General features: G+C 46.4%; 16 protein-coding genes. 11 read left to right on the top strand and 5 right to left on the bottom strand.

The annotated features are described in order from the left end of the window. The first annotated feature begins 4 nt into the window (after positions 1 to 4). From CCC70_RS09735 to CCC70_RS09715, 5 genes are all read left to right on the top strand, one after another. Positions 5 to 2,263 carry a DUF2298 domain-containing protein gene (locus CCC70_RS09735; protein ID WP_278603651.1) on the top strand — a complete coding sequence of 753 codons (2,259 nt, stop codon included), beginning with the start codon at positions 5 to 7 and terminating at the stop codon, positions 2,261 to 2,263. Between the two features lie 136 nt (positions 2,264 to 2,399). Then, positions 2,400 to 2,981 (top strand): HD domain-containing protein, encoded by a 582-nt coding sequence (locus tag CCC70_RS09730; RefSeq protein ID WP_110103209.1) that lies wholly within the window; start codon positions 2,400 to 2,402, stop codon positions 2,979 to 2,981. A 12-nt stretch (positions 2,982 to 2,993) separates the two neighbouring features. Next, positions 2,994 to 4,076 (top strand): L-threonylcarbamoyladenylate synthase, encoded by a 1,083-nt coding sequence (locus CCC70_RS09725; protein ID WP_278603650.1) that lies wholly within the window; start codon positions 2,994 to 2,996, stop codon positions 4,074 to 4,076. Beyond that, on the top strand, positions 4,057 to 4,485 hold the full coding sequence (gene rpiB, locus CCC70_RS09720; protein ID WP_015527166.1) for a ribose 5-phosphate isomerase B: 429 nt from the start codon (positions 4,057 to 4,059) through the stop codon (positions 4,483 to 4,485). The genes CCC70_RS09725 and rpiB overlap by 20 nt, the downstream gene beginning before the upstream one ends. Before the next feature lie 38 nt (positions 4,486 to 4,523). Continuing rightward, the gene (locus tag CCC70_RS09715) at positions 4,524 to 5,018 is read left to right on the top strand and encodes a deoxycytidylate deaminase (protein ID WP_015527165.1); all 495 of its coding nucleotides are present in this window, start codon (positions 4,524 to 4,526) and stop codon (positions 5,016 to 5,018) included. An 87-nt stretch (positions 5,019 to 5,105) separates the two neighbouring features. Here CCC70_RS09715 and CCC70_RS09710 read toward each other — a convergent pair whose 3' ends face one another. Both CCC70_RS09710 and CCC70_RS09705 read right to left on the bottom strand, forming a co-directional pair. Continuing rightward, positions 5,106 to 7,790, bottom strand: a complete 2,685-nt coding sequence (locus CCC70_RS09710) for a sensor histidine kinase (protein ID WP_278603649.1) — start codon at positions 7,788 to 7,790, stop codon at positions 5,106 to 5,108. A gap of 42 nt (positions 7,791 to 7,832) precedes the next feature. Continuing rightward, positions 7,833 to 8,534 (bottom strand): response regulator transcription factor, encoded by a 702-nt coding sequence (locus CCC70_RS09705; protein ID WP_118369013.1) that lies wholly within the window; start codon positions 8,532 to 8,534, stop codon positions 7,833 to 7,835. A gap of 236 nt (positions 8,535 to 8,770) precedes the next feature. Here CCC70_RS09705 and CCC70_RS09700 point away from each other — a divergent pair, with 236 nt between their 5' ends. Continuing rightward, on the top strand, positions 8,771 to 9,706 hold the full coding sequence (locus CCC70_RS09700) for a radical SAM protein (RefSeq protein WP_278603668.1): 936 nt from the start codon (positions 8,771 to 8,773) through the stop codon (positions 9,704 to 9,706). A 182-nt stretch (positions 9,707 to 9,888) separates the two neighbouring features. Here CCC70_RS09700 and CCC70_RS09695 read toward each other — a convergent pair whose 3' ends face one another. Further along, the gene (locus CCC70_RS09695; RefSeq protein ID WP_278603648.1) at positions 9,889 to 11,328 is read right to left on the bottom strand and encodes a TrkH family potassium uptake protein; all 1,440 of its coding nucleotides are present in this window, start codon (positions 11,326 to 11,328) and stop codon (positions 9,889 to 9,891) included. Between the two features lie 12 nt (positions 11,329 to 11,340). After that, on the bottom strand, positions 11,341 to 12,699 hold the full coding sequence (gene trkA / locus CCC70_RS09690; protein WP_278603647.1) for a Trk system potassium transporter TrkA: 1,359 nt from the start codon (positions 12,697 to 12,699) through the stop codon (positions 11,341 to 11,343). Positions 12,700 to 13,012: 313 nt separating this feature from the next. On the opposite strand from trkA, the gene CCC70_RS09685 reads away from it, so the two are divergent. The 3 genes from CCC70_RS09685 to CCC70_RS09675 are packed head-to-tail and all read left to right on the top strand — an operon-like array spanning position 13,013 to position 14,094. Next, positions 13,013 to 13,189: a spore coat associated protein CotJA gene (locus tag CCC70_RS09685; RefSeq protein WP_243269284.1), complete on the top strand. Its 177-nt coding sequence runs from the start codon at positions 13,013 to 13,015 to the stop codon at positions 13,187 to 13,189. Next, a complete protein-coding gene (locus CCC70_RS09680) occupies positions 13,189 to 13,467 on the top strand; it encodes a spore coat protein CotJB (protein ID WP_118752986.1) in 279 nt (92 codons plus the stop codon). Before CCC70_RS09685 ends, CCC70_RS09680 begins: the two co-directional genes overlap by 1 nt. A 3-nt stretch (positions 13,468 to 13,470) precedes the next feature. Then, positions 13,471 to 14,094, top strand: a complete 624-nt coding sequence (locus CCC70_RS09675) for a manganese catalase family protein (RefSeq protein WP_015527157.1) — start codon at positions 13,471 to 13,473, stop codon at positions 14,092 to 14,094. A 135-nt stretch (positions 14,095 to 14,229) separates the two neighbouring features. Here CCC70_RS09675 and CCC70_RS09670 read toward each other — a convergent pair whose 3' ends face one another. After that, complete coding sequence (locus CCC70_RS09670; protein WP_278603646.1) at positions 14,230 to 18,471, bottom strand: 2-hydroxyacyl-CoA dehydratase; 4,242 nt, start codon at positions 18,469 to 18,471, stop codon at positions 14,230 to 14,232. A 302-nt stretch (positions 18,472 to 18,773) separates the two neighbouring features. On the opposite strand from CCC70_RS09670, the gene tgt reads away from it, so the two are divergent. After that, positions 18,774 to 19,925 (top strand): tRNA guanosine(34) transglycosylase Tgt, encoded by a 1,152-nt coding sequence (gene tgt, locus CCC70_RS09665; RefSeq protein ID WP_278603645.1) that lies wholly within the window; start codon positions 18,774 to 18,776, stop codon positions 19,923 to 19,925. Between the two features lie 157 nt (positions 19,926 to 20,082). Then, a partial coding sequence (gene yajC / locus CCC70_RS09660; protein ID WP_287084751.1) for a preprotein translocase subunit YajC occupies positions 20,083 to 20,322 on the top strand: 240 nt, incomplete at its 3' end.

Below are 20,322 nucleotides of genomic sequence, written 5' to 3'. Positions count from 1 at the left end.
AAGGATGAAAAAAAAGATCAAAGAATTATTTCCGGAGCTGACTGCAGCAGTGCTCCTGACAGTACTTTCTGCGTATCTCCTGGGAGGAGATGTATGGACATTCTGGACCTGGTGGTTGCTTGCGCTGTTCATGGGAATGGTGACAATGCCGGTCACAGGAAGGCTTTTTGGTGGCTTTGAAGACCGGGGCTGGCTTTTTTCAAAGGTACTTGCCATTGCGGTTACCGGATTTCTCACCTGGCTTCTGGTAGCGGTGGAAATCCTTTCTTTTACAGCAGCAGTGTGTGTAGGAGTATCTGTGGCTGTTGGCATTTTGTGTGCTGTACTTTTTCATGTTCAGCTGAAGCAAGGGATTGAATGTTATCCGTCAGGAAAGATCCGGTTGATCTTTCGGGAGGAGCTTTTGTTTTTGGGGATTTTTCTGCTCTGGACTTATCTGGCTGGATTCCGGCCGCAGGCATACGGAACAGAAAAATTTATGGATTATGGCTTCATGGAGGCCATGATGCGAAGCAAAACTCTTCCTGCACGTGATCTCTGGTATTCTCAGGGAACCATCAATTATTACTATGGCGGACAGTATTTTGCAGTATTTCTTACGAAGCTTACAGGAAGCAGAGTGGAAGTGACTTATAATCTGATGCGTACCTTTGTGGCAGCGTTTGCCTTTGTGTATCCGTTTTCGCTGGTCCGTCAGATGACGAAGGACAGGCTGTATGGACGGCTGGATGGAAAGAAGAAATATCTTCCGTCACTGGCAGGAATTACTGCAGGCATTGCGGTATCTATCGCAGGAAATGTACATTATATCGTCTATCGTTGTGTGTTACCGCTGATCCGGAAGATACAGGGAGTGGCAGAAACAGCCAGCTACTGGTTCCCGGATGCAACTCGTTACATAGGGTATAATCCGGTGAATGACAGTGATAAGACCATACATGAATTTCCATGCTATTCCTTTGTCCTGGGGGATCTTCATGCCCATGTGGTAAATGTGATGTTTGTGACATTTCTGGTGGGAATGCTCTATGCATGGCTGAAAATGATCCGAAAAAGAGGGCCTGAGCCTGAAAAACAGGAACGCAGTGTTTTCTGGCTGAGACAGCTTCTGATGCCGCATATCCTTCTGGCGTCCGTTTTTCTTGGCATGTTCCAGTGGACCAATTACTGGGATTTTGTGATCTATTTTGTAGTGACCGGTGGAGTTGTCCTGATCGCAAATATCATACGATTTGAGGGAAAGATAATCAGGATCCTGGCAGTGACGATCGTACAGGCAGTGGAGATCATAGGTCTCTCTTATCTGGTGATCCTGCCCTTTACATTGAAATTTGATACGATGGTACAGGGGGTGGCACTGGCACAGCATCATTCACTGTGGTATCAGCTTCTGATCCTCTGGGGACTTCCGGTGCTCCTTACTGTTTTGCTGATCCTGTCTGTTATCACAGAAAAAATGAAGGGACTGAAGCATAAAAGTCTTTACAGGCTGCTGGAGGCAATCACAGTTCCGGATCTTTTTGCAGTGATCATGGGCTTATGTGCTATCGGACTGGTTTTGATCCCGGAGCTTGTATATGTGCGGGATATTTATGAAAATGGAAATGCCAGAGCCAATACTATGTTCAAGCTGACGTATCAGGCATATATCCTTTTCGGAATGACAATGGGATATGGGATTTATCGTATGCTGGTGATATCCAGACAGAAGATCATCCGGATCCTTTCAGGTGTGGGGCTTTTTGTACTGCTCTGGACCGTGGGCTATTTCGGAAATGCCGTGCATTCCTGGTTTGGGGATGTCTGGAAGGTTTCGGAGTATCAGGGACTGGATGCAATTACATTTCTTGAGCAGGATTTCCCTCAGGATGCGTCGGCGATCCGCTGGCTGAAGCAGAATATCAAGGGCTCTCCTGTGGTGCTCGAGGCTAACGGGGACAGCTATACCGGATATGAGAGAGTTTCTGCATCTACGGGGCTTCCGACCGTACTGGGATGGTATGTGCATGAATGGCTCTGGAGAAATAATGTACCTGACCTCAATGAAAAAAGTGCGGACATCCAGACTATTTATACATCTACAGATGCAGAGACGGTAAAAAAACTGATCAGCCGTTATGATATTTCCTATATCTTTGTAGGAGGACAGGAAAAAGAAAAATACGGAACAGAGCTTAATGACAGTGTTCTTCAGAGTCTGGGAAGCATTGTCTTTGAAGATGATATGTCAGGAACCTACATTGTGAAAGTGGAGCAGGATTGACATTTTTTCTATAATAACGCTATAATGTAACTATTATGTAGCTATCTGTTAACGGATATGCTCAGCAGGAGATTTCTGCTGAGCAGTATACAGAAAAAAGTGACAGTTGCAGGATGGCAGCAGAGAGGAGGATATTATGAACAGAATCGACAGACTTTATATGGAAATGATCCATTATTATCAGGGGGATCCGAAGCATATCCAGCATTTTGTGAAGGTGCATGATCTTTCAAGGCTGATCGGCCAGGGTGAGGGTCTGGACGAAGATACGATGTATGTTCTGGAAGCTGCGGCTCTCGTTCATGATATCGGGATCAAAGTCGGTATGGAAAAATACGGACGCTCTGATGGAAAGACGCAGGAAGCAGAAGGTCCGGCAGCTGCCAGAGAGATGCTTACCGCACTGGGCTTTCAGGAGAGGGTGATCCGCAGAGTGGAATATCTGGTAGGACATCATCATACCTATAAGGATATTGACGGGCTGGATTATCAGATTCTTGTGGAAGCTGATTTTCTGGTTAATTATTTTGAAGATGGACTGGATAAAGAACATATAAAGAAAAGTGCAGAGAAGATCTTTAAAACAGAAACAGGTAAAAAAATAGTAAAAGACATGTTTTTCCCGGAGACTTTTCAGAAATCCGAAACCTGGGCACAGGATGCCCTTCAGGATTTGGAAGATTTTATTGAAGAGCAGGGGATTTATATCAGACAGTAAATGGAGCGTAAAATGAAAGCAGAAATAGCAGTTATGACAGCGGATAATATAGACAGAAAGGCAATTGCCAGAGGTGGCGAGATCCTGAAAAACGGCGGGCTTGTGGCATTTCCCACAGAGACTGTATACGGCCTTGGAGGAAATGCCCTGGATCCGAAAGCATCGATGAAGATCTATGCAGCCAAGGGAAGACCTTCGGACAATCCACTGATCGTACATATCGCAGATATCCGTGACCTGGATAAGATCGTTACGGAGGTTCCTGAAAAAGCCAGAGTACTGGCTGAGAAATACTGGCCGGGTCCGCTGACAATGATCCTTCCCAAGGCAGATATCGTGCCAAAGGAAACAACCGGAGGACTGGACAGTGTAGCAGTACGTTTTCCAAGTGATCCTATCGCACAGGAGCTGATCCTTGCGGCTGGCGGATATGTGGCAGCGCCAAGTGCCAATACTTCCGGAAGACCAAGTCCTACGACAGCGGGACATGTGGCAGAGGATCTGGGAGAAGCCATTGATATGATCATTGATGGAGGACAGGTAAATATCGGTCTGGAATCTACGATCGTAGATTTTACAGAAGACATACCGGTAGTCCTGCGGCCGGGATATATTTCCCTGGAAATGCTCCGGGAAACACTTGGAGATGTAAGGATGGATAAGGGGCTGATCAAACCGGACAGCAAGGTCCATCCAAAAGCACCGGGAATGAAATACCGTCATTATGCACCAAAGGCAGATCTTGCCATTGTGGAGGGGGCCACAGAGGGTGTGATCGCGGAGATCGAAAAAAGAGCCGGAGAGGCTGAGGAGAAGGGACTGACGGTGGGGATCATCGCAACAGATGAAACAAAAGGCCGATATTCACATGGAATCGTAAAGAGTATCGGAAGCCGGGAGCAGGAAGAAACGATCGCGCATCATCTGTACGAGGTCCTGCGTGATTTTGACAGCTGTAATGTAAGTGCCATTTATTCAGAGGCATTTTTTACACCAAGAATGGGACAGGCGATCATGAACCGCTTACTGAAAGCGGCTGGTCATAAAATTATCAACGTTGAGGAGGAGAAAGAAAATGATAGCACTGGGATGTGATCATGGCGGCTATGAGCTGATGCAGGAGGTAAAGAAGCATCTGGAAGAGAGAGGACTGGAGTACAAAGATTTTGGATGCAATGGTCCGGAATCTGTAGACTATCCTGTTTATGGAAAGAAAGTAGCACAGGCAATCGTGGACGGTGAGTGTGAGAAAGGAATCCTGATCTGCGGAACAGGTATCGGAATTTCCATCACTGCTAATAAATTCAAGGGAATCCGTGCTGCACTTTGTACAGATTGCTTTACTGCAGAGGCAACAAGACTTCATAACGATGCCAATATTCTGGCCATGGGCGGTCGTGTAGTAGGACCGGGACTTGCTCTGAAGATCGTGGATACATTCCTGGATACACCATTTTCCGGGGATGAGCGTCATATCAGAAGAATCAACATGATCGAGGATTGATCGATCAGTAAGAAACCAATAGAAAAAGAGGATTCTGTATGGATAAAAAAGGACAGAAACGACAGGGATATCTTTCCTGGGATGAGTATTTTATGGGGGTTGCCATGCTTTCCGGCATGCGTTCCAAAGATCCTCATTCACAGGTTGGTGCCTGTATCGTAAGTGAAGATAACAAGATCCTGTCAATGGGGTACAATGGATTTCCAAAGGGATGTTCCGATGATGAGTTTCCCTGGGGAAGAGAAGGAGATCCGCTGGATACCAAATATCTTTATGTGACACACAGTGAGCTCAATGCCATCCTGAATTACCGGGGAGGAAGTCTGGAAGGTGCCAAGCTTTATGTGTCCCTGTTTCCCTGCAACGAATGCGCCAAGGCTATTATCCAGGCAGGGATCAGGACTATTGTATATGACTGTGATAAATATGCAGATACTCCGTCGGTGATCGCATCCAAAAAAATGCTGGATGCAGCCGGAGTCCGGTATTATAAATATAACCGGACAGACCGTGAGATCACCATTAAAGTGTAAAAGAGAACAAAAATAAGAGAAAAACAGCAGCCTGGCTCCTGATCCATCATATCATCAGGGCTTCCGCTGCTGTTTTTTTATGAATGGTTAAGAAGATGTTTCGGAATGAGGATCTTCCGGTGCGGATAAGACTGTGGGAGAGATCTTCTGTGGAAAACTTAAGCAGACTTTGAAAAGGTCACCGTCCAGATAAAGTTTAAAGGTGCCACCTTGAAGCTGGGTAAGGCTCTGTGCGATGGATAATCCAAGTCCGCTGCCTTCTGTATTTCTGGCAACATCGCCGCGGATGAAACGTTCGGTCAGTTCTTCAGCCGGAATGTTCAGAGGTTGTGCGGAAATATTTTTCAGGGTAAAGATGACTTGATCTTTTTCCAGAATAACTTCTGCATAGACCCTTGTGTTCTCCATGGCATATTTCAGAATATTGCCGAAAAGATTTTCAAGGATACGCCACATCCGTCTGCCGTCGGCATAGATCATGGCAGGAGAATCAGGCAGATGTGTCATCAGGGTCAGATGTCTGTTTTCCATCCGTTCTTCGAATTCACCCATCACCTGGTAAAGCATTTCCACAAAGTTCAGTTCCGTCATTTCCAGAGAAAGATTTCCGGTACTGGCTTTGGAAGCTTCCACTACATCTTCGGTCAGACTTTTCAGACGATGTGCCTTTGAGTCCAGGATCTCAAGATATTTCAGTGCTTCCGTATCTTTGAGGTTCAGCCTTTTCAGCAGATCAATGTAATTGATGATGGAAGTCAGTGGCGTTTTCAGATCATGGGAGACATTAGTGATCAATTCGGTTTTCATACGCTCATCTTTGAGGCTTTTTTCCACGGCAGCGTCCAGCCCGTCACCAATGCGGTTGATATACTGTGCCATTGCTTTCTGATCACCACGGAGTTCCTTTTCCGGGATCTTGTAAGTGAGCTCTCCATCGGTGATTCGTTTCAGGCCATCAAGGAGGAGTTCCCGTCCAAGAGCAATTTTGTAGACGCAGAAAAGCGCACCCAGATCCAGAAGAAATAGAAGCAAAAACATCAGGAACCATCCATCAGATGCCGCGAGCAGGGCACTGAAGAAAAATTCAAGGAATAGAAATACGCCAAGTCCCACTACCATACGTATTCTGCTGATAGTATTCCTGGAGAAAAAATCGATCAGCTTACCGGCTTTACAAAGACACAGACGGGGAAGCTTCAGGCATTTGCGAAGCAGGCTGTTTTTCCACAGGGTGCGAGCTTTGATCCTGCGGATCAGGCTTAAATAGCCGATCCAGAACAGGCACGTGATCAGGAAAATCGTGATACCCAGGATGATCAGGGAGGAGACAAGGTTATAGGTGGAAGCTTGCATGCTCAGTCCTGCGGTCAATACACCAAGTGCCGGGATACACACGAGTCCGGCTGCTGCTTCCGTATAGATCCTGTCAAAAAAGTTCAGTTCTGGCTGAGCCGTGTCTGTATTACCGCTATCGGAATTTCTTCTTCCGGTGTGGACAGTAAGCCAGATAAAATCTATGATAAAGAGCAGAAAACTGATCATGGTGATCACAGCAGCTGGGATAAATAAAGTACGGTAAGTCAGGAAATGCTGTCTGTCAGTTTTAATGGAATCCTGTACAGGAAGGCTGGTATCATCGATCCAGGCAAGAAAACTGCAGTTTTCATCGTATGTGGAATTTCGAAGGAGATCGATCCAGTTTCCTACAGAAGGGTTTGCAGCAGCAGAAAGATTCAGATTCATAAGACCATTCCGGGCATTTTTCTCATCTGTGGCAGCTTCGTTGACACTTAGGAACACGTAAGGCTTTTTGTCTGAAAAACCGGAAATATCAGTCAGGTCGGAAGTATAGGCTGCATCTGTATTTGTGAAGATTTTCTGTGAGGTGTTATCCGTATAGGCATAATGGATATTGGAATTATCACTGCTGTACTCATCCAGTGTCTGAGCAGCTTCTGTCCAGCTGGAAAAAAGATCCCGGGCATTATCCAGCTGCTCAAAGGCATCGTTCAGGTTCCCCTTGAAATTCCTGGTTTTGGATGAGGTGGAATTCATGTAATCCAGGAGACTGTCGTAACCTTCCGGTGCACAGGGGATTTCAAGAATCGGAGTGAGCATATCTGCCACATCTGTGTAAACCACGTTTCCGTTTTTGTCTGTAATGTTTTTCAAAGGTTCCTGTGACTGGATGCCACCGTCTGCATATTCGGCGCTCAGAGCGGAAAGAATCCTCTCAGTCCAGTCTTTCTGGGAAATTCCCTCGTATTTCAGGGCACCGGAGTTGGCATTTAGTTGCAGGGTTCCGTCTTCCAGAGCTTTTTTGAAATCGGAATAGTACATATATTTTGTTTCACCCTCCGGGGTGGTAAGGCTCAGGACGATCCAGCTATCATTGGAATGGATCGTCTGTGAGCTCCATTCCTTAAGATCATTGAAGGAATAGGCTAGTCCGGAGGTGTTTTTGAAGGAGAGAGAATCTCCGTTATAAAGCTCTCCGAGATCAATGTATGCATCTTCGTTTGTTTTATCCAGGATTTCTCTGGCTGAGATTCCGGACAGGATTGTGGAAGCTTTTGAGTAAAAGCTGTCAGCAAAAGCAGAGGTCTGGAAATAATCCTTTGTTTTAAGATCTTCTGCAGAGTCCATCCGGATACCTGCCTGGATCACCAGTGCCGCTGAAAAGACCATGATCAGAGGCAGGATAAGGGCAAGGACAAGAGCAGGAATGCGCATAAATGAACGGTTTTTTTCCGTATGTTTATTTTTATTCATAATACCCCTTTCTGAAGTACAGATACTTCATGGCCGGCTGGCTCACCGGCTCAGTTTTTCGATTTTATAACCCAGGCCCCAGACAACTTTCAGATAGCGGGGATCCCTGGGGTTGATCTCAATCTTTTCGCGAATGTGACGGACGTGGACGGCTACCGTGTTATCCGCGGCCAGAGCATCTTCATTCCAGATGCTCTCGTAGATCTGTGTGGTGGAAAAAACACGTCCGGGATTTTTCATGAGAAGAAGCAGGATATTATATTCGATGGGCGTCATCCGTACCGCTTCTCCATCTACCAGCACCTCTTTTTTGTCATCGTTTACCGTAAGACCTCCGGTTGTGTAGATGTGTTCCGATGCTGCCGGTGCAGCGGAGCCAAGCTGTGTGTACCGGCGCAGCTGGGATTTTACCCTGGCGATCAGCTCCAGAGGATTGAAAGGTTTGGTGATATAGTCATCTGCACCGATGTTAAGGCCCAGGATTTTGTCCGTGTCTTCAGATTTTGCGGACAGGATGATGATGGGCAGAGGATTGCTTTCCCGGATCTTGACTGTTGCCCGGATCCCGTCGAGACGGGGCATCATCACATCGATGATCAGCAGATCTACAGTTTCGCTGTTCAGGATATCCAGTGCTTCCTGTCCGTCATAGGCTTTCAGAATGTGATAGCCTTCCTGCGTAAGATAGATTTCGATAGCTTCCACGATGTCTTTGTCGTCATCGCAAACAAGTATGTTAGCCACTTTTTTGTACCTCCCTGATGTTATTAGAATAGCAGCCGGAAATTAAGACGAAAGGGGTAAATTCTTAAGATTCCATGAAATCCATTGTACTATATTAAGAATATAGTGTAAACAGAGAAAGCCTTGTTGGCAGCAGACGTGATGTGCTAAACTAGTACTAGATAACAGAAAATAACGATAATGGAAGAAAGATCAGGAGAAAAGTGAAAGTGGAGAATGAAAATAAAATCAGCAGTATGGCAGGGAGCGCGCACTGTACGGAAGAAATTATGTCAGCTTGTGCTCTTTGTCCAAGAGAATGCCTGGCAGACCGGAGTGCAGGGAAAAAAGGCTTCTGTGGCATGGATGAGAGAATTTATCTGGCAAGGGCTGCACTTCATATGTGGGAGGAACCCTGTATCTCCGGAACAAAAGGCTCCGGGACAGTGTTCTTTTCCGGGTGCGGGCTGCGCTGCTGTTTCTGCCAGAATCATGATATTGCTATGGGGAGCAGGGGACGGGCTGTAAGTGTGGAACGGCTTGGAGAGATTTTTCTGGAACTGAAGGAAAAAGGAGCTGCAAACATCAATCTGGTAACAGGGGCACACTATGTACCACAGATCATAGAGGCACTGGATATGGCCCGGAGGAAGGGTCTGGATATTCCGGTAGTGTATAATTCCAGCGGGTATGAAAAAACAGAAACTTTGAAGCTTCTGGAAGGATATGTGGACATTTATCTTCCGGATCTGAAATATCTGGATCCGGAGCTTGCACAGAAATTTTCTTATGCGCCGGATTATGTGCAGGCTGCAAAGGCTGCAATTGGAGAGATGGTGCGTCAGACCGGGAAATGTGAGTTTGGAGAGGATGGATACATCCGGAAAGGAACCATTGTCCGTCATCTGATCCTGCCGGGACATACAGGAAATTCCATAAAGGCTCTGAGGTATCTTCATGAAACCTATGGGGAAGATATTTATATCAGTATTATGAATCAGTATACGCCGGTGAGAAAATTTGTGGAATTTAAGGAATTAAACCGAAAAGTTACAAAAAGAGAGTATGAAAAAGTTCTGGATGCTGCTGTGGATATGGGGATTCAGAATGGATTTATCCAGGAAGGAGAAACTGCTTCAGAAAGCTTTATTCCGGATTTCGATTATGAGGGAGTGGAAAAAAATACTCCATAAATGGAAGGAGGCCGGTACTTTCGTACCGGCGCGTATGAAAAAGAAAAATATTATAGAAAGTTCATCACCTTCTATGGTTTATAATATACAGTAAAAATGTGAAGAAAGTGTGTCTAACATTTGAAATAAATGTGAAAAGAACAATTTATGCCACAAACATAGCAAAATATGACGAATATTTATCAGAATTTCTTCCAGGTTTCACGAAGGAAAAGGATCAGGATCGGAAATAGCTCCAGTCGGCCGGCCAGCATATCGAAAGAAAGGACCAGCTTGGACAGCGGAGAAAAGATCCCGAAGTTTCCGGTAGGACCGATCAGGGAAAGACCGGGACCTACATTGTTTAAAGTGGTGACTACGGCTGTGAAATTTGTTACAAGATCAAATTCATCAAAACTGATGATAAAGATAGATGTAGCCACGATCATCAGATAAACGATCATATAAATATTGGTGGCACGCATAACTTCGTGAGACACCGCTTTTCCGTCCATTTTGATCTTTTTTACTGCATTGGGATGCAGATAAAGATGCAGTTCCTTGCGAACAGATTTTGCAAGAAGCAGAAGACGGGAAATCTTGATTCCGCCGCCTGTACTGCCGGCACAGGCACCACAGAAGGTAAGCAGTACCAGAATCGTTCTGGATACCGCAGGCCACTGGTTAAAATCCGTAGTGGCATAACCGGTGGTGGTGATAATAGAACCAACCTGGAAAAATGCCTGTTGAAGTGCTTCCCACATATTGTCAAACAGATGTCGGACATTGAGTGTGATCATCAGGGCAGAAGCGATGATCACAAAGAAGTAGCAGCGGACCTCTTCAGATTTCAATGCCTGAGAAAACTTCCTGGTGAGAAGAAGAAAATAGACATTGAAGTTAACGCCAAACAGAATCATAAAGATAGTGATGACGATCTGAATATATAAGCTGTAACTTCCCATACTGTCGGATTTGATTCCGAACCCACCGGTTCCGGCAGTTCCAAATGCTGCACAGAGACTGTCGTAAAGAGGCATCCCCCCAAGAAGCAGGAGGATGATCAGTGCAACAGTGAGTGCAATGTAGATCTTGTACAGGATCTTGGCAGTTGACTGGACTTTTGGAAGAAGCTTTCCTACGGAAGGACCGGGGCTTTCTGCCTTCATAAGGTTCATATGATAGCCACCTGCAAGCGGAAGCAGTGTCAGGATAAATACCAGAACACCCATACCACCGATCCAGTGGGAAAAACATCTCCAGATATTGATGCTGTAAGGCATCTGTGATGGATCGGAGAGAATACTGGAACCGGTTGTAGTGAAACCGGAAACAATCTCAAAAAAAGCATCAATGGGATTCGAGATAGCCCCGCTGAGCACAAACGGCACAGCACCGACAATACTGAGGACGATCCAGCTTAAAGCAGTAGTCACAAGGCCTTCACGGGCGTAAAACGCTTTCTTGGACGGTTTGCGGCTGACCAGTGGAACACCGATCGCCAGGCATGCCAGAATTGTGATCACAAAGGCGATTCCGGCTTTTTCACGGTAGATAAGGGCTGTGATACTGGGAACCAACATGCAGACTGCTTCCACGTTCATGATCCATCCCAGGATATAAACAATAATTGAATAATTCATTTTTCAGTACCTCTATTTTGCAAGTATGTCTGTGATGTCACGGAGGCCTTTGTGAGTGGTTACAATGATGACCGTGTCGCCTACCTGAATGGTATCCTGACCACGGGGAATGCGGATGCGGCCGTTGCGGTTCAGGCATCCCACCAGAAGATTCTTGCGGAGATTCAGCTCTGCAAGAGGGATATAAGTTACGGCAGATTCCTCACGGATCGCAAATTCCAGTGCTTCTGCATTGCCATCCAGAATATGATAAAGGGTTTCTACGTTGCTGCCGATGCTGTTCTGAGTGGCACGGACATACTGCAGGATATAATCAGCAGTGATATTTTTCGGGTAGATGACACTTCCGATATCCAGGGAGTCGATGACATCATCAAATTCCAGACGGTTGACCTTGGCAACCAGCTTGGCATCGGAGATGCTTTTGGCAAAGAGAGCAAGAAATACATTCTCCTCATCCAGATTTGTCAGAGTGACAAAGGCTTCGGACTCGGAAAGTCCTTCTTCGAGAAGAAGAGAACGGTTTGTTCCGTCACCATTGATGATAGTCGCATCTGGAAGCAGTTCGCTTAAGTGCTCACAGCGGTTTTTGTTCTGCTCGATGATCTTGACACTGATCTTCATATCCAGAAGTGCATGGGCAAGATAATAGGAAATGGTTCCGCCACCTACGATGATACAGTTTTTGACCTGATTGGTCTTGAGACCAATCTTACGGAAAAATGCCGCTGCATTAAGCGGAGAGGCCAGAATGGAAACCATATCTCCGTCGTGTATAATGTGATCACCACCAGGAATGGATACATTGTCACGGCTCTCGATCGCGCAGACCAGAATATCACTTCGGAAAGCATCTGAGATCTGGGAAACGCTCATTCCGTCCAGCTTGAATTCCGGGAGAACTTTAAACTTGAGAAGTTCTACACGACCACGTGCAAAGGTGTCAATCTTGATCGCAGATGGAAAACGGAGAAGCCGTGAAATTTCCTGGGCAGCAGCAAACTCCGGGTTAATGATCATGGTAACACCAAGACGTTCTTTGATGAATCCGATTTCTTTTTCATAAATGGGATTACGGACGCGGGCGATAGTCTGGCAGTGGTTGGCCTTCTGCGCGATCAGACAGCAGAGAAGGTTCAGCTCGTCAGAAGCGGTAACTGCGATCAGGATATCTGCAGTATCAACACCTGCCTCCATTAAAGTATTGATGCTGGCACCATTACCGACGATTCCCATAGCGTCGATATTTTCGCAGAGATCATTGATCTTGTCGGCAATAACGTCGACAAGAGTGATATCAATATCCTCTGCCTGAAGCTGCTCTGCAAGATTTCTACCGACTTTTCCGCAGCCTACAATAATTACCTGCATAATTTCCTCCTTCAATAGCCGGTCAGGGCTACAAATCATAAGTAAAAGCGCCCATCCGTGTAAAGATAGGCAAGGATATTATAGCATTGTATATCTGATTTTTAAACAGTAATATTTTCCTGTATATATAGAAAAAAATGGCAGAAAGATAGATATATGTGAAGGAAAGTGAACATTCCTGTTTTCACAAGTTTAAAAAACCGTCATAAAATATAGCGTGATCATGAATGAAAGGATTTCGATTATGGACCGATTTCAAATGAATCGTTCGGGCTGCCGGCCATATCAGTATACCTGTGGGATGAATAGCGGGATGGCAGGCCGGACGGATCGATCATTTTCTGATATGGCAAAACAGGTTCCTGCAATGGCGTATGTGCCATACCAGGAATTTGCGCCTACCTTTGAGCTGAAAAAAGCTCTTCAGGTCGGAACTATTTTCCCTGAGCTTTGCAAGCCGTTCTGCGGCAGGAGAGGAGGAAGTCGATGATGTCCGGAAATTGTACTTCCAAAAAAGAACTGCTGCAGTTTATTGACCAGGTAAGCTTTGCCATTGACGATCTTCTCCTTTTTCTGGATACGCATCCAAAAGAAAAAAGGGCTCTTGAATATTACAGTGAGCTTTCAGCCAGAAGAAATGAGCTCCTGGAAAAATATGCAAAATTTTATGGACCGCTGACCATTGATACCGGAAATGACAGCGATCTTAAGTCATGGCAGTGGATGGAACAGCCGTTTCCATGGGAACAGGAAGGAGGGTGCAGATAAGGTATGTGGAATTATGAAAAAAGACTTCAGTATCCTGTAAATATCAAGACGCCCAACGCAAAGCTGGCACAGTTTATATCCAGCCAGTATGGCGGGCCGGACGGAGAAATAGGAGCTTCCATGCGGTATCTTTCCCAGCGTTTTACCGCACCGAACCGGATGGTCGCGGCAGTGCTCAATGATGTGGGAACAGAAGAACTGGCACATTTGGAAATTGTATCCACCATTGTCCATCAGCTGACAAAGGATCTTTCTATGGAAGAAATCGAGAACAGCGGACTTGGACCGTATTATATTGACCACACGGTGGGAATCTGGCCGCAGGCTGCAGGCGGAGTGCCGTTTAATGCCTGTGAATTCCAGAGTAAGGGTGATCCGATCACGGATCTGTTTGAAGATCTGGCGGCAGAACAGAAGGCACGCTCCACCTACGATAATATCCTCCGGGTGGTGAAAAATATCCCGGAGGTTGCAGATCCCATCCGTTTCCTTCGGGCAAGAGAGGTAGTCCATTTCCAGCGTTTCGGTGAAGCACTGAGATCCGTGCAGGAGCAGCTGGATGCCAAAAATTTCTATGCCTTTAACCCGAGCTTTGATGCTCCGTGCAAAGCCTCCTGTGAAGAGTGATGGATCAGAGAAAAAATCTGTCTGACAGGAATCATATCTGAAATAAAAAGAGCTGCACAGCCGGCAGAAATCCTGCGGCTGTGCAGCTTTGAATTTGTTTTTTTGGAAAAAGATGTTTGTAACCTGCATTTCTTGTTATGCGTCTTTTTTATCGTCTTTATGAAGATTCTTCTGTGCTGTGGAAAGCATAAGCTTGATCCTGTTCAGCTGATTTACTTCGCTGGCACCTGGATCGTAGTCGATGGCAACAATGTTGGCTTCCGGATGCTCACGGCGAACTTCCTTGATGACACCTTTTCCTACGATGTGGTTCGGCAGGCATCCAAAAGGCTGGATGCAGACGATGTTCGGGATACCGCCGTGGATGAGTTCCATCATCTCTCCGGTCAGGAACCATCCTTCACCGGTCTGATTTCCGGCAGAAACGATGGGCGCAGCCATTTTTGCAAGATCACGGATATCTGCGGCCGGTGTAAAGTGGCGGCTCTGCTCCAGGGCCTCATTTGCTGTTTTTCTCAGCCAGTCGATGGCTCTGAGACCAAGATTTGCGATGGTTGCCTTGGATTTCTTGAATCCAAGCTTTTCAACCTTGAAATTCTGGTTGTAGAAGCAGTAGCAGATAAAGTCGATAAGATCCGGAACAACCGGTTCAGCCCCTTCTGCCTCCAGAAGATCTGCCAGGTGGTTGTTGGCAGCAGGGAGGAACTTGACAAGGATCTCACCTACGATACCAACGCGAGGCTTTTTCTCATCGGAAATCGGGATCGTATCAAAATCATGGACCATCTCACGGCACATTTTTTTGAAGGTACCATGGCTGACGCTGCTGCCTGTTACGAAGGCAATGACGCGCTGCTCCCAGATCTTGTGCTTGCGGTTTACGATACCCTTTTCCAGTTCGTAAGGACGCATGCGATATACGCATTTCATCAGGATATCACCAAATACGGCACCGTAAACGATACGCTTGATCAGCGGCAGTGTCAGTTTAAAGCCAGGGTTGCTCTCCAGTCCGCTTAAGTTGAGGGAGATAACCGGAATCTGCTCCATACCGGCTTTTTTCAGGGCGCGGCGGATGAATGCGATATAGTTGGAGGCACGGCAGCCGCCGCCTGTCTGAGACATGATGACTGCAGTTTTGTTCAGGTCATATTTGCCGGAAAGAAGAGCATCCATGATCTGTCCCACAACCATCAGGGACGGATAGCAGGCATCGTTGTTTACATATTTAAGGCCCACATCAACAGCATGCTTGTTGTCGTTGGGGAGGACTTCCAGGTTATAGCCGGATGCTTTAAAAGCAGCCTCAAAGATTCCGAAGTGGAATGGAGACATCTGCGGGCAGAGAATGGTGTACTCCTTACGCATCTGCTTGGTAAAGGATATCTTCTCAATGGAAGCCGGCTTGATGTTCCTTTTTTTATTCTGTGCCTGTTTTGCACGGATAGCAGCGATCAGGGAACGGATACGGATCCTTGCCGCACCCAGGTTGTTGACCTCATCGATCTTCAGGCAGGTGTAGATCTTGTCACTTCCATCCAGGATCTCATAAACCTCATCGGTGGTAACGGCATCAAGTCCGCATCCGAAGGAATTCAGCTGGATCAGATCCAGATCCTCTCTTGTTTTTACAAAATTTGCGGCAGAGTAGAGACGGGAGTGATACATCCACTGGTCGTTGACACGGATGGGACGCTCCAGATGTCCAAGGTGTGCAACGGAGTCTTCGGTAAATACGGCGATTCCGTAGCTGTTGATCATATCCGGGATACCGTGGTGGATTTCCGGGTCAATATGGTATGGACGGCCTGCAAGAACGATTCCGCGGCGGCCGGTTTCTTTCAGGTACTGCAGGGTTTCCTCACCCTTTTTCTGGATATCCGTATGTACGGCTGCAAGTTCTTCCCAGGCCTTATGGGCAGCAGCTTTGACCTCGGCAGCAGGAATATCCTGGAATTCTTCCACAAGGCGGTTTGTCAGGATATCCTCGGAAGTAAATGCCAGGAACGGGTTGCGGAAGGTGATGGATGGATCACTGAGCTCGTCCACATTGTTTTTGATATTTTCCGCATAGGAAGTAACGATCGGGCAGTTATAATGGTTGACCGCATCCGGGAACTCGTTGCGTTCGTAAGGGATGCAGGGGTAGAAGATAAATTTCACACCATTACGGATCAGCCATGTGACATGTCCGTGAGCAAGCTTGGCCGGGTAGCATTCGGATTCACTTGGGATGGACTCAATACCCAGCTCGTAGATCTTACGTGTGGAAGTAGGAGAAAGCACCACCTGGTATTTCAGCTCTGTGAAGAAGGTATACCAGAACGGGTAATTCTCAAACATATTCAGAACACGTGGGATACCAACCTGTCCACGGGTAGCCTTATCTGCGGAAAGAGGTTCATAGGAAAAAATCCTTTTATATTTGTAATCGAAAAGGTTCGGGATATGATCCTTGTTCTTTTCCTTTCCAAGTCCGCGCTCACAGCGGTTTCCACTGATGTATTTACGGCCGCCGGAGAATTTGTTGATGGTCAGACGACAGTTGTTGGTACATCCGCGGCAGTTTGCCATGGAGGTGGTGTACTGGAGGCTGTTGATCTGATCGATGGAAAGCATGGAGGTTTTTTCACCCTCCTGATAGCGCTCCCTTGCGATCAGAGCAGCACCGAAGGCACCCATGATCCCGGCGATATCTGGACGGATGGCCTGGCAGTTGGCAATCTTCTCAAAGCTGCGGAGAACTGCGTCATTATAGAAGGTACCACCCTGTACAACGATATGCTTGCCAAGCTCGGAAGCATCGGAAACCTTGATAACCTTATAGAGGGCGTTTTTGATAACGGAGTAGGCAAGACCAGCGGAGATATCGGAAACCTCAGCGCCTTCCTTCTGGGCCTGCTTAACTTTGGAATTCATAAATACAGTACAGCGTGTTCCAAGATCAATGGGATGTTTTGCAAAAAGAGCTGCTTTTGCAAAGTCCTGTACTGTGTAGTTCAGAGATTTTGCAAAGGTTTCGATAAAGGAACCGCAGCCTGAGGAACATGCTTCGTTGAGCTGTACACTGTCAACAGTCTGGTTACGGATCTTGATACATTTCATATCCTGACCGCCGATATCCAGGATGCAGTCTACTTCAGGATCAAAGAAAGCAGCTGCGTAATAATGGGAAACGGTTTCGACTTCACCTTCGTCAAGAAGAAGTGCCGCTTTGATCAGGGCTTCGCCGTAACCGGTGGAGCAGGAAAAAGCAATTTCTGCATCTTCCGGGAGAAGGCTGTAAATCTCCTTGATGGAGTTGATGGTGGTTTTCAGCGGGTTTCCGTTGTTACTGCTGTAGAAGGAATAAAGAAGAGTTCCGTCTTCGCTTACCAGCGCGGTTTTTGTTGTGGTAGAGCCGGCGTCGATCCCCAGGAAGCATTTTCCCTTATAGGTGGAAAGATCTCCGGTTTTTACCTTGTAGGCACTCTGACGGTCATGGAAAGCCTGGTAGTCGTCCTCTGTGGCAAAAAGCGGCTCCATACGTTCTACTTCAAAATCCAGCTTAATGGTGGTCCGCATGCGTTCCTTCAGTTCAGTCAGGGAAACGGTAACATCCTGCTTTGCATTCAGGGCGGAGCCGATGGCTGCGAACAGATGAGAGTTGTCCGGTGCGATAATATGTTCATCATCCAGCTTCAGGGTTCGGATAAAAGCGGTCTTCAGCTCAGAAAGGAAGTGAAGAGGCCCGCCAAGGAAAGCAACGTGTCCGCGGATCGGTTTACCGCAGGCAAGACCAGAAATGGTCTGGTTGACAACTGCCTGGAAAATGGAGGCAGAAAGGTCTTCCTTAGTTGCTCCGTCGTTGATCAGTGGCTGGATATCTGTTTTTGCGAAAACACCGCAACGTGCCGCAATGGGATAAAGTGCCTTGTAATGTTTGGCGTATTCATTAAGACCTGGTGCATCGGTCTGGAGCAGAGATGCCATCTGGTCAATGAAGGAACCGGTACCGCCGGCACAGATGCCATTCATACGCTGCTCTACATTTCCGTTTTCGAAATAGATGATCTTGGCATCCTCGCCTCCAAGCTCGATAGCAACATCCGTCTTTGGTGCCAGCTTCTGCAGGGAAGTGGATACGGCGATAACCTCCTGTACAAAAGGTACTTCCAGATGATTGGCAAGTGTCAGTCCGCCGGAACCTGTAATGACCGGACAGAGTGTCAGTTCACCAAGCTGATCCTCAGCTTTCTGAAGAAGATCTGCAAGGGTTTCCTGGATATTTGCAAAATGTCTCTCATAGTCGGAGAAGACAAGCGTATCGTTTTCGTCTAAGATCGCAATCTTAACAGTGGTGGAACCAATGTCAATTCCAAGTGTGTGTTTCTTCATAAAAAATTGATTTCCTCCTCGTTGTATCTATACAGGGGTTTCCCGACTCTGACATTTCTGTCAGATGGGAGTTGTTTCTTCTTATTATAAAGGATTTTTAAGCGAATATTCTATATTATACGATATCGTTTAAAAAATGGCAATGTAAAAGTTTAACAATCAGTAGCCGTAAAGAAAAAAATGTGTTATGATATTGACTAAAAGTTTTGAAAGATATTTGCATCGGCAGCTGGTTATGGCTGTACCTGTAACACAGATGCCGGACAGGGACAACTTTAAAATGTTTTTAGAAGGGAAATGAAATGGCAGAATATAAACTGATCACAACAGAAGGAAGAGCGAAAAGGGGCGAGTTTAAGACGGTCCACGGAACGATCCAGACTCCTGTTTTTATGAATGTAGGAACAATTGCAGCAATTAAAGGCGCAGTTTCCACTGTGGATCTTCATGAGATCGGTACACAGGTAGAGCTGTCCAATACCTATCATCTTCATGTGCGCCCTGGTGACAAGGTGGTAAAGCAGCTGGGAGGTCTTCATGAATTTATGAACTGGGATAGACCGATCCTTACCGATTCCGGCGGATTCCAGGTGTTTTCTCTGGCGAAGCTTCGTAAGATCAAGGAAGAGGGCGTGTACTTTAACTCTCATATCGATGGTCATAAGATTTTTATGGGACCGGAGCAGAGCATGCAGATCCAGTCAAATCTGGCCTCTACCATTGCAATGGCCTTTGATGAATGCCCAAGCAGTGTGGCAGACAGGGATTATGTACAGAGATCGGTAGCGCGTACAACACGCTGGCTTAAAAGATGCAAGGATGAGATGGCTCGTCTGAACAGTCTGCCGGATACCATTAATAAGAACCAGCTTCTTTTTGGTATTAACCAGGGCGCTGTTTATGAAGATATCCGTATTGAGCATGCCCAGGCTATCGCGGAGATGAATCTGGACGGCTATGCAGTTGGCGGCCTTGCAGTTGGTGAAAGTCATGAGGAGATGTACCGGATCCTGGATGAGGTGGTTCCGCATTTGCCGCAGAACAAGCCGACGTATCTTATGGGGGTTGGTACCCCGGCCAATATCCTGGAGGGGGTTGAGCGTGGTATTGACTTTTTTGACTGTGTATATCCCAGCCGTAACGGCCGTCATGGTCACGTGTATACCAACCATGGCAAGATGAATCTTTTTAATGCAAAGTATGAGCTGGATTCCAAACCGATCGATGAGGAGTGCCAGTGCCCGACCTGCCGTCATTACAGCAGAGCGTATATCCGTCATCTTCTGAAGGCGAAGGAGATGCTTGGCATGAGGCTTTGTGTTCTGCATAATCTGTATTTCTATAATCATATGATGGAAGAGATCCGGGATGCGCTGGATGCAGGGAATTTTGCGGCTTATAAGAAGATGCGTCTGGAAGGCTTTGAGGAAGGCAGGATCAACGGGAACCGGTAAGTTTTATTTATAAAATTTGTGTAAATTACTTTGATTTTATAAGAAAACTCTTGAAGGTTTTTTGGTTTTTGTGTATGATAGTACGAAGTGACACTTTTAGAGGTCAGTAACGGCGGGGGTACCGCAGATTATTTGTTTTTAGCAGGAGGAATTTGAAATGATCGCATCATCTACAGCGGCAGCTGGCGGACTTAGCGCGGGTCTTGGTATTGTCTGGATCGTAGTTCTGTTTGGAATTATGTATTTTATGATGATCCGTCCGCAGAAGAAGGAGCAGAAGAGAACTCAGACTATGTTGAACAGCATGGAGGTTGGTGACAGTGTTGTTACTACCAGTGGTTTTTATGGTGTTGTTATTGATATGACTGAGGAAGATGTTATTGTTGAGTTTGGTAAT

This window comes from Blautia sp. LMAG:89, from assembly GCF_008679485.1.
Lineage (GTDB): Bacteria > Bacillota > Clostridia > Lachnospirales > Lachnospiraceae > Blautia_A > Blautia_A fusiformis.
The sequence above is the reverse complement of the archived record's forward strand: the minus strand, read 5'-3'. Positions and strand labels throughout refer to the sequence as shown.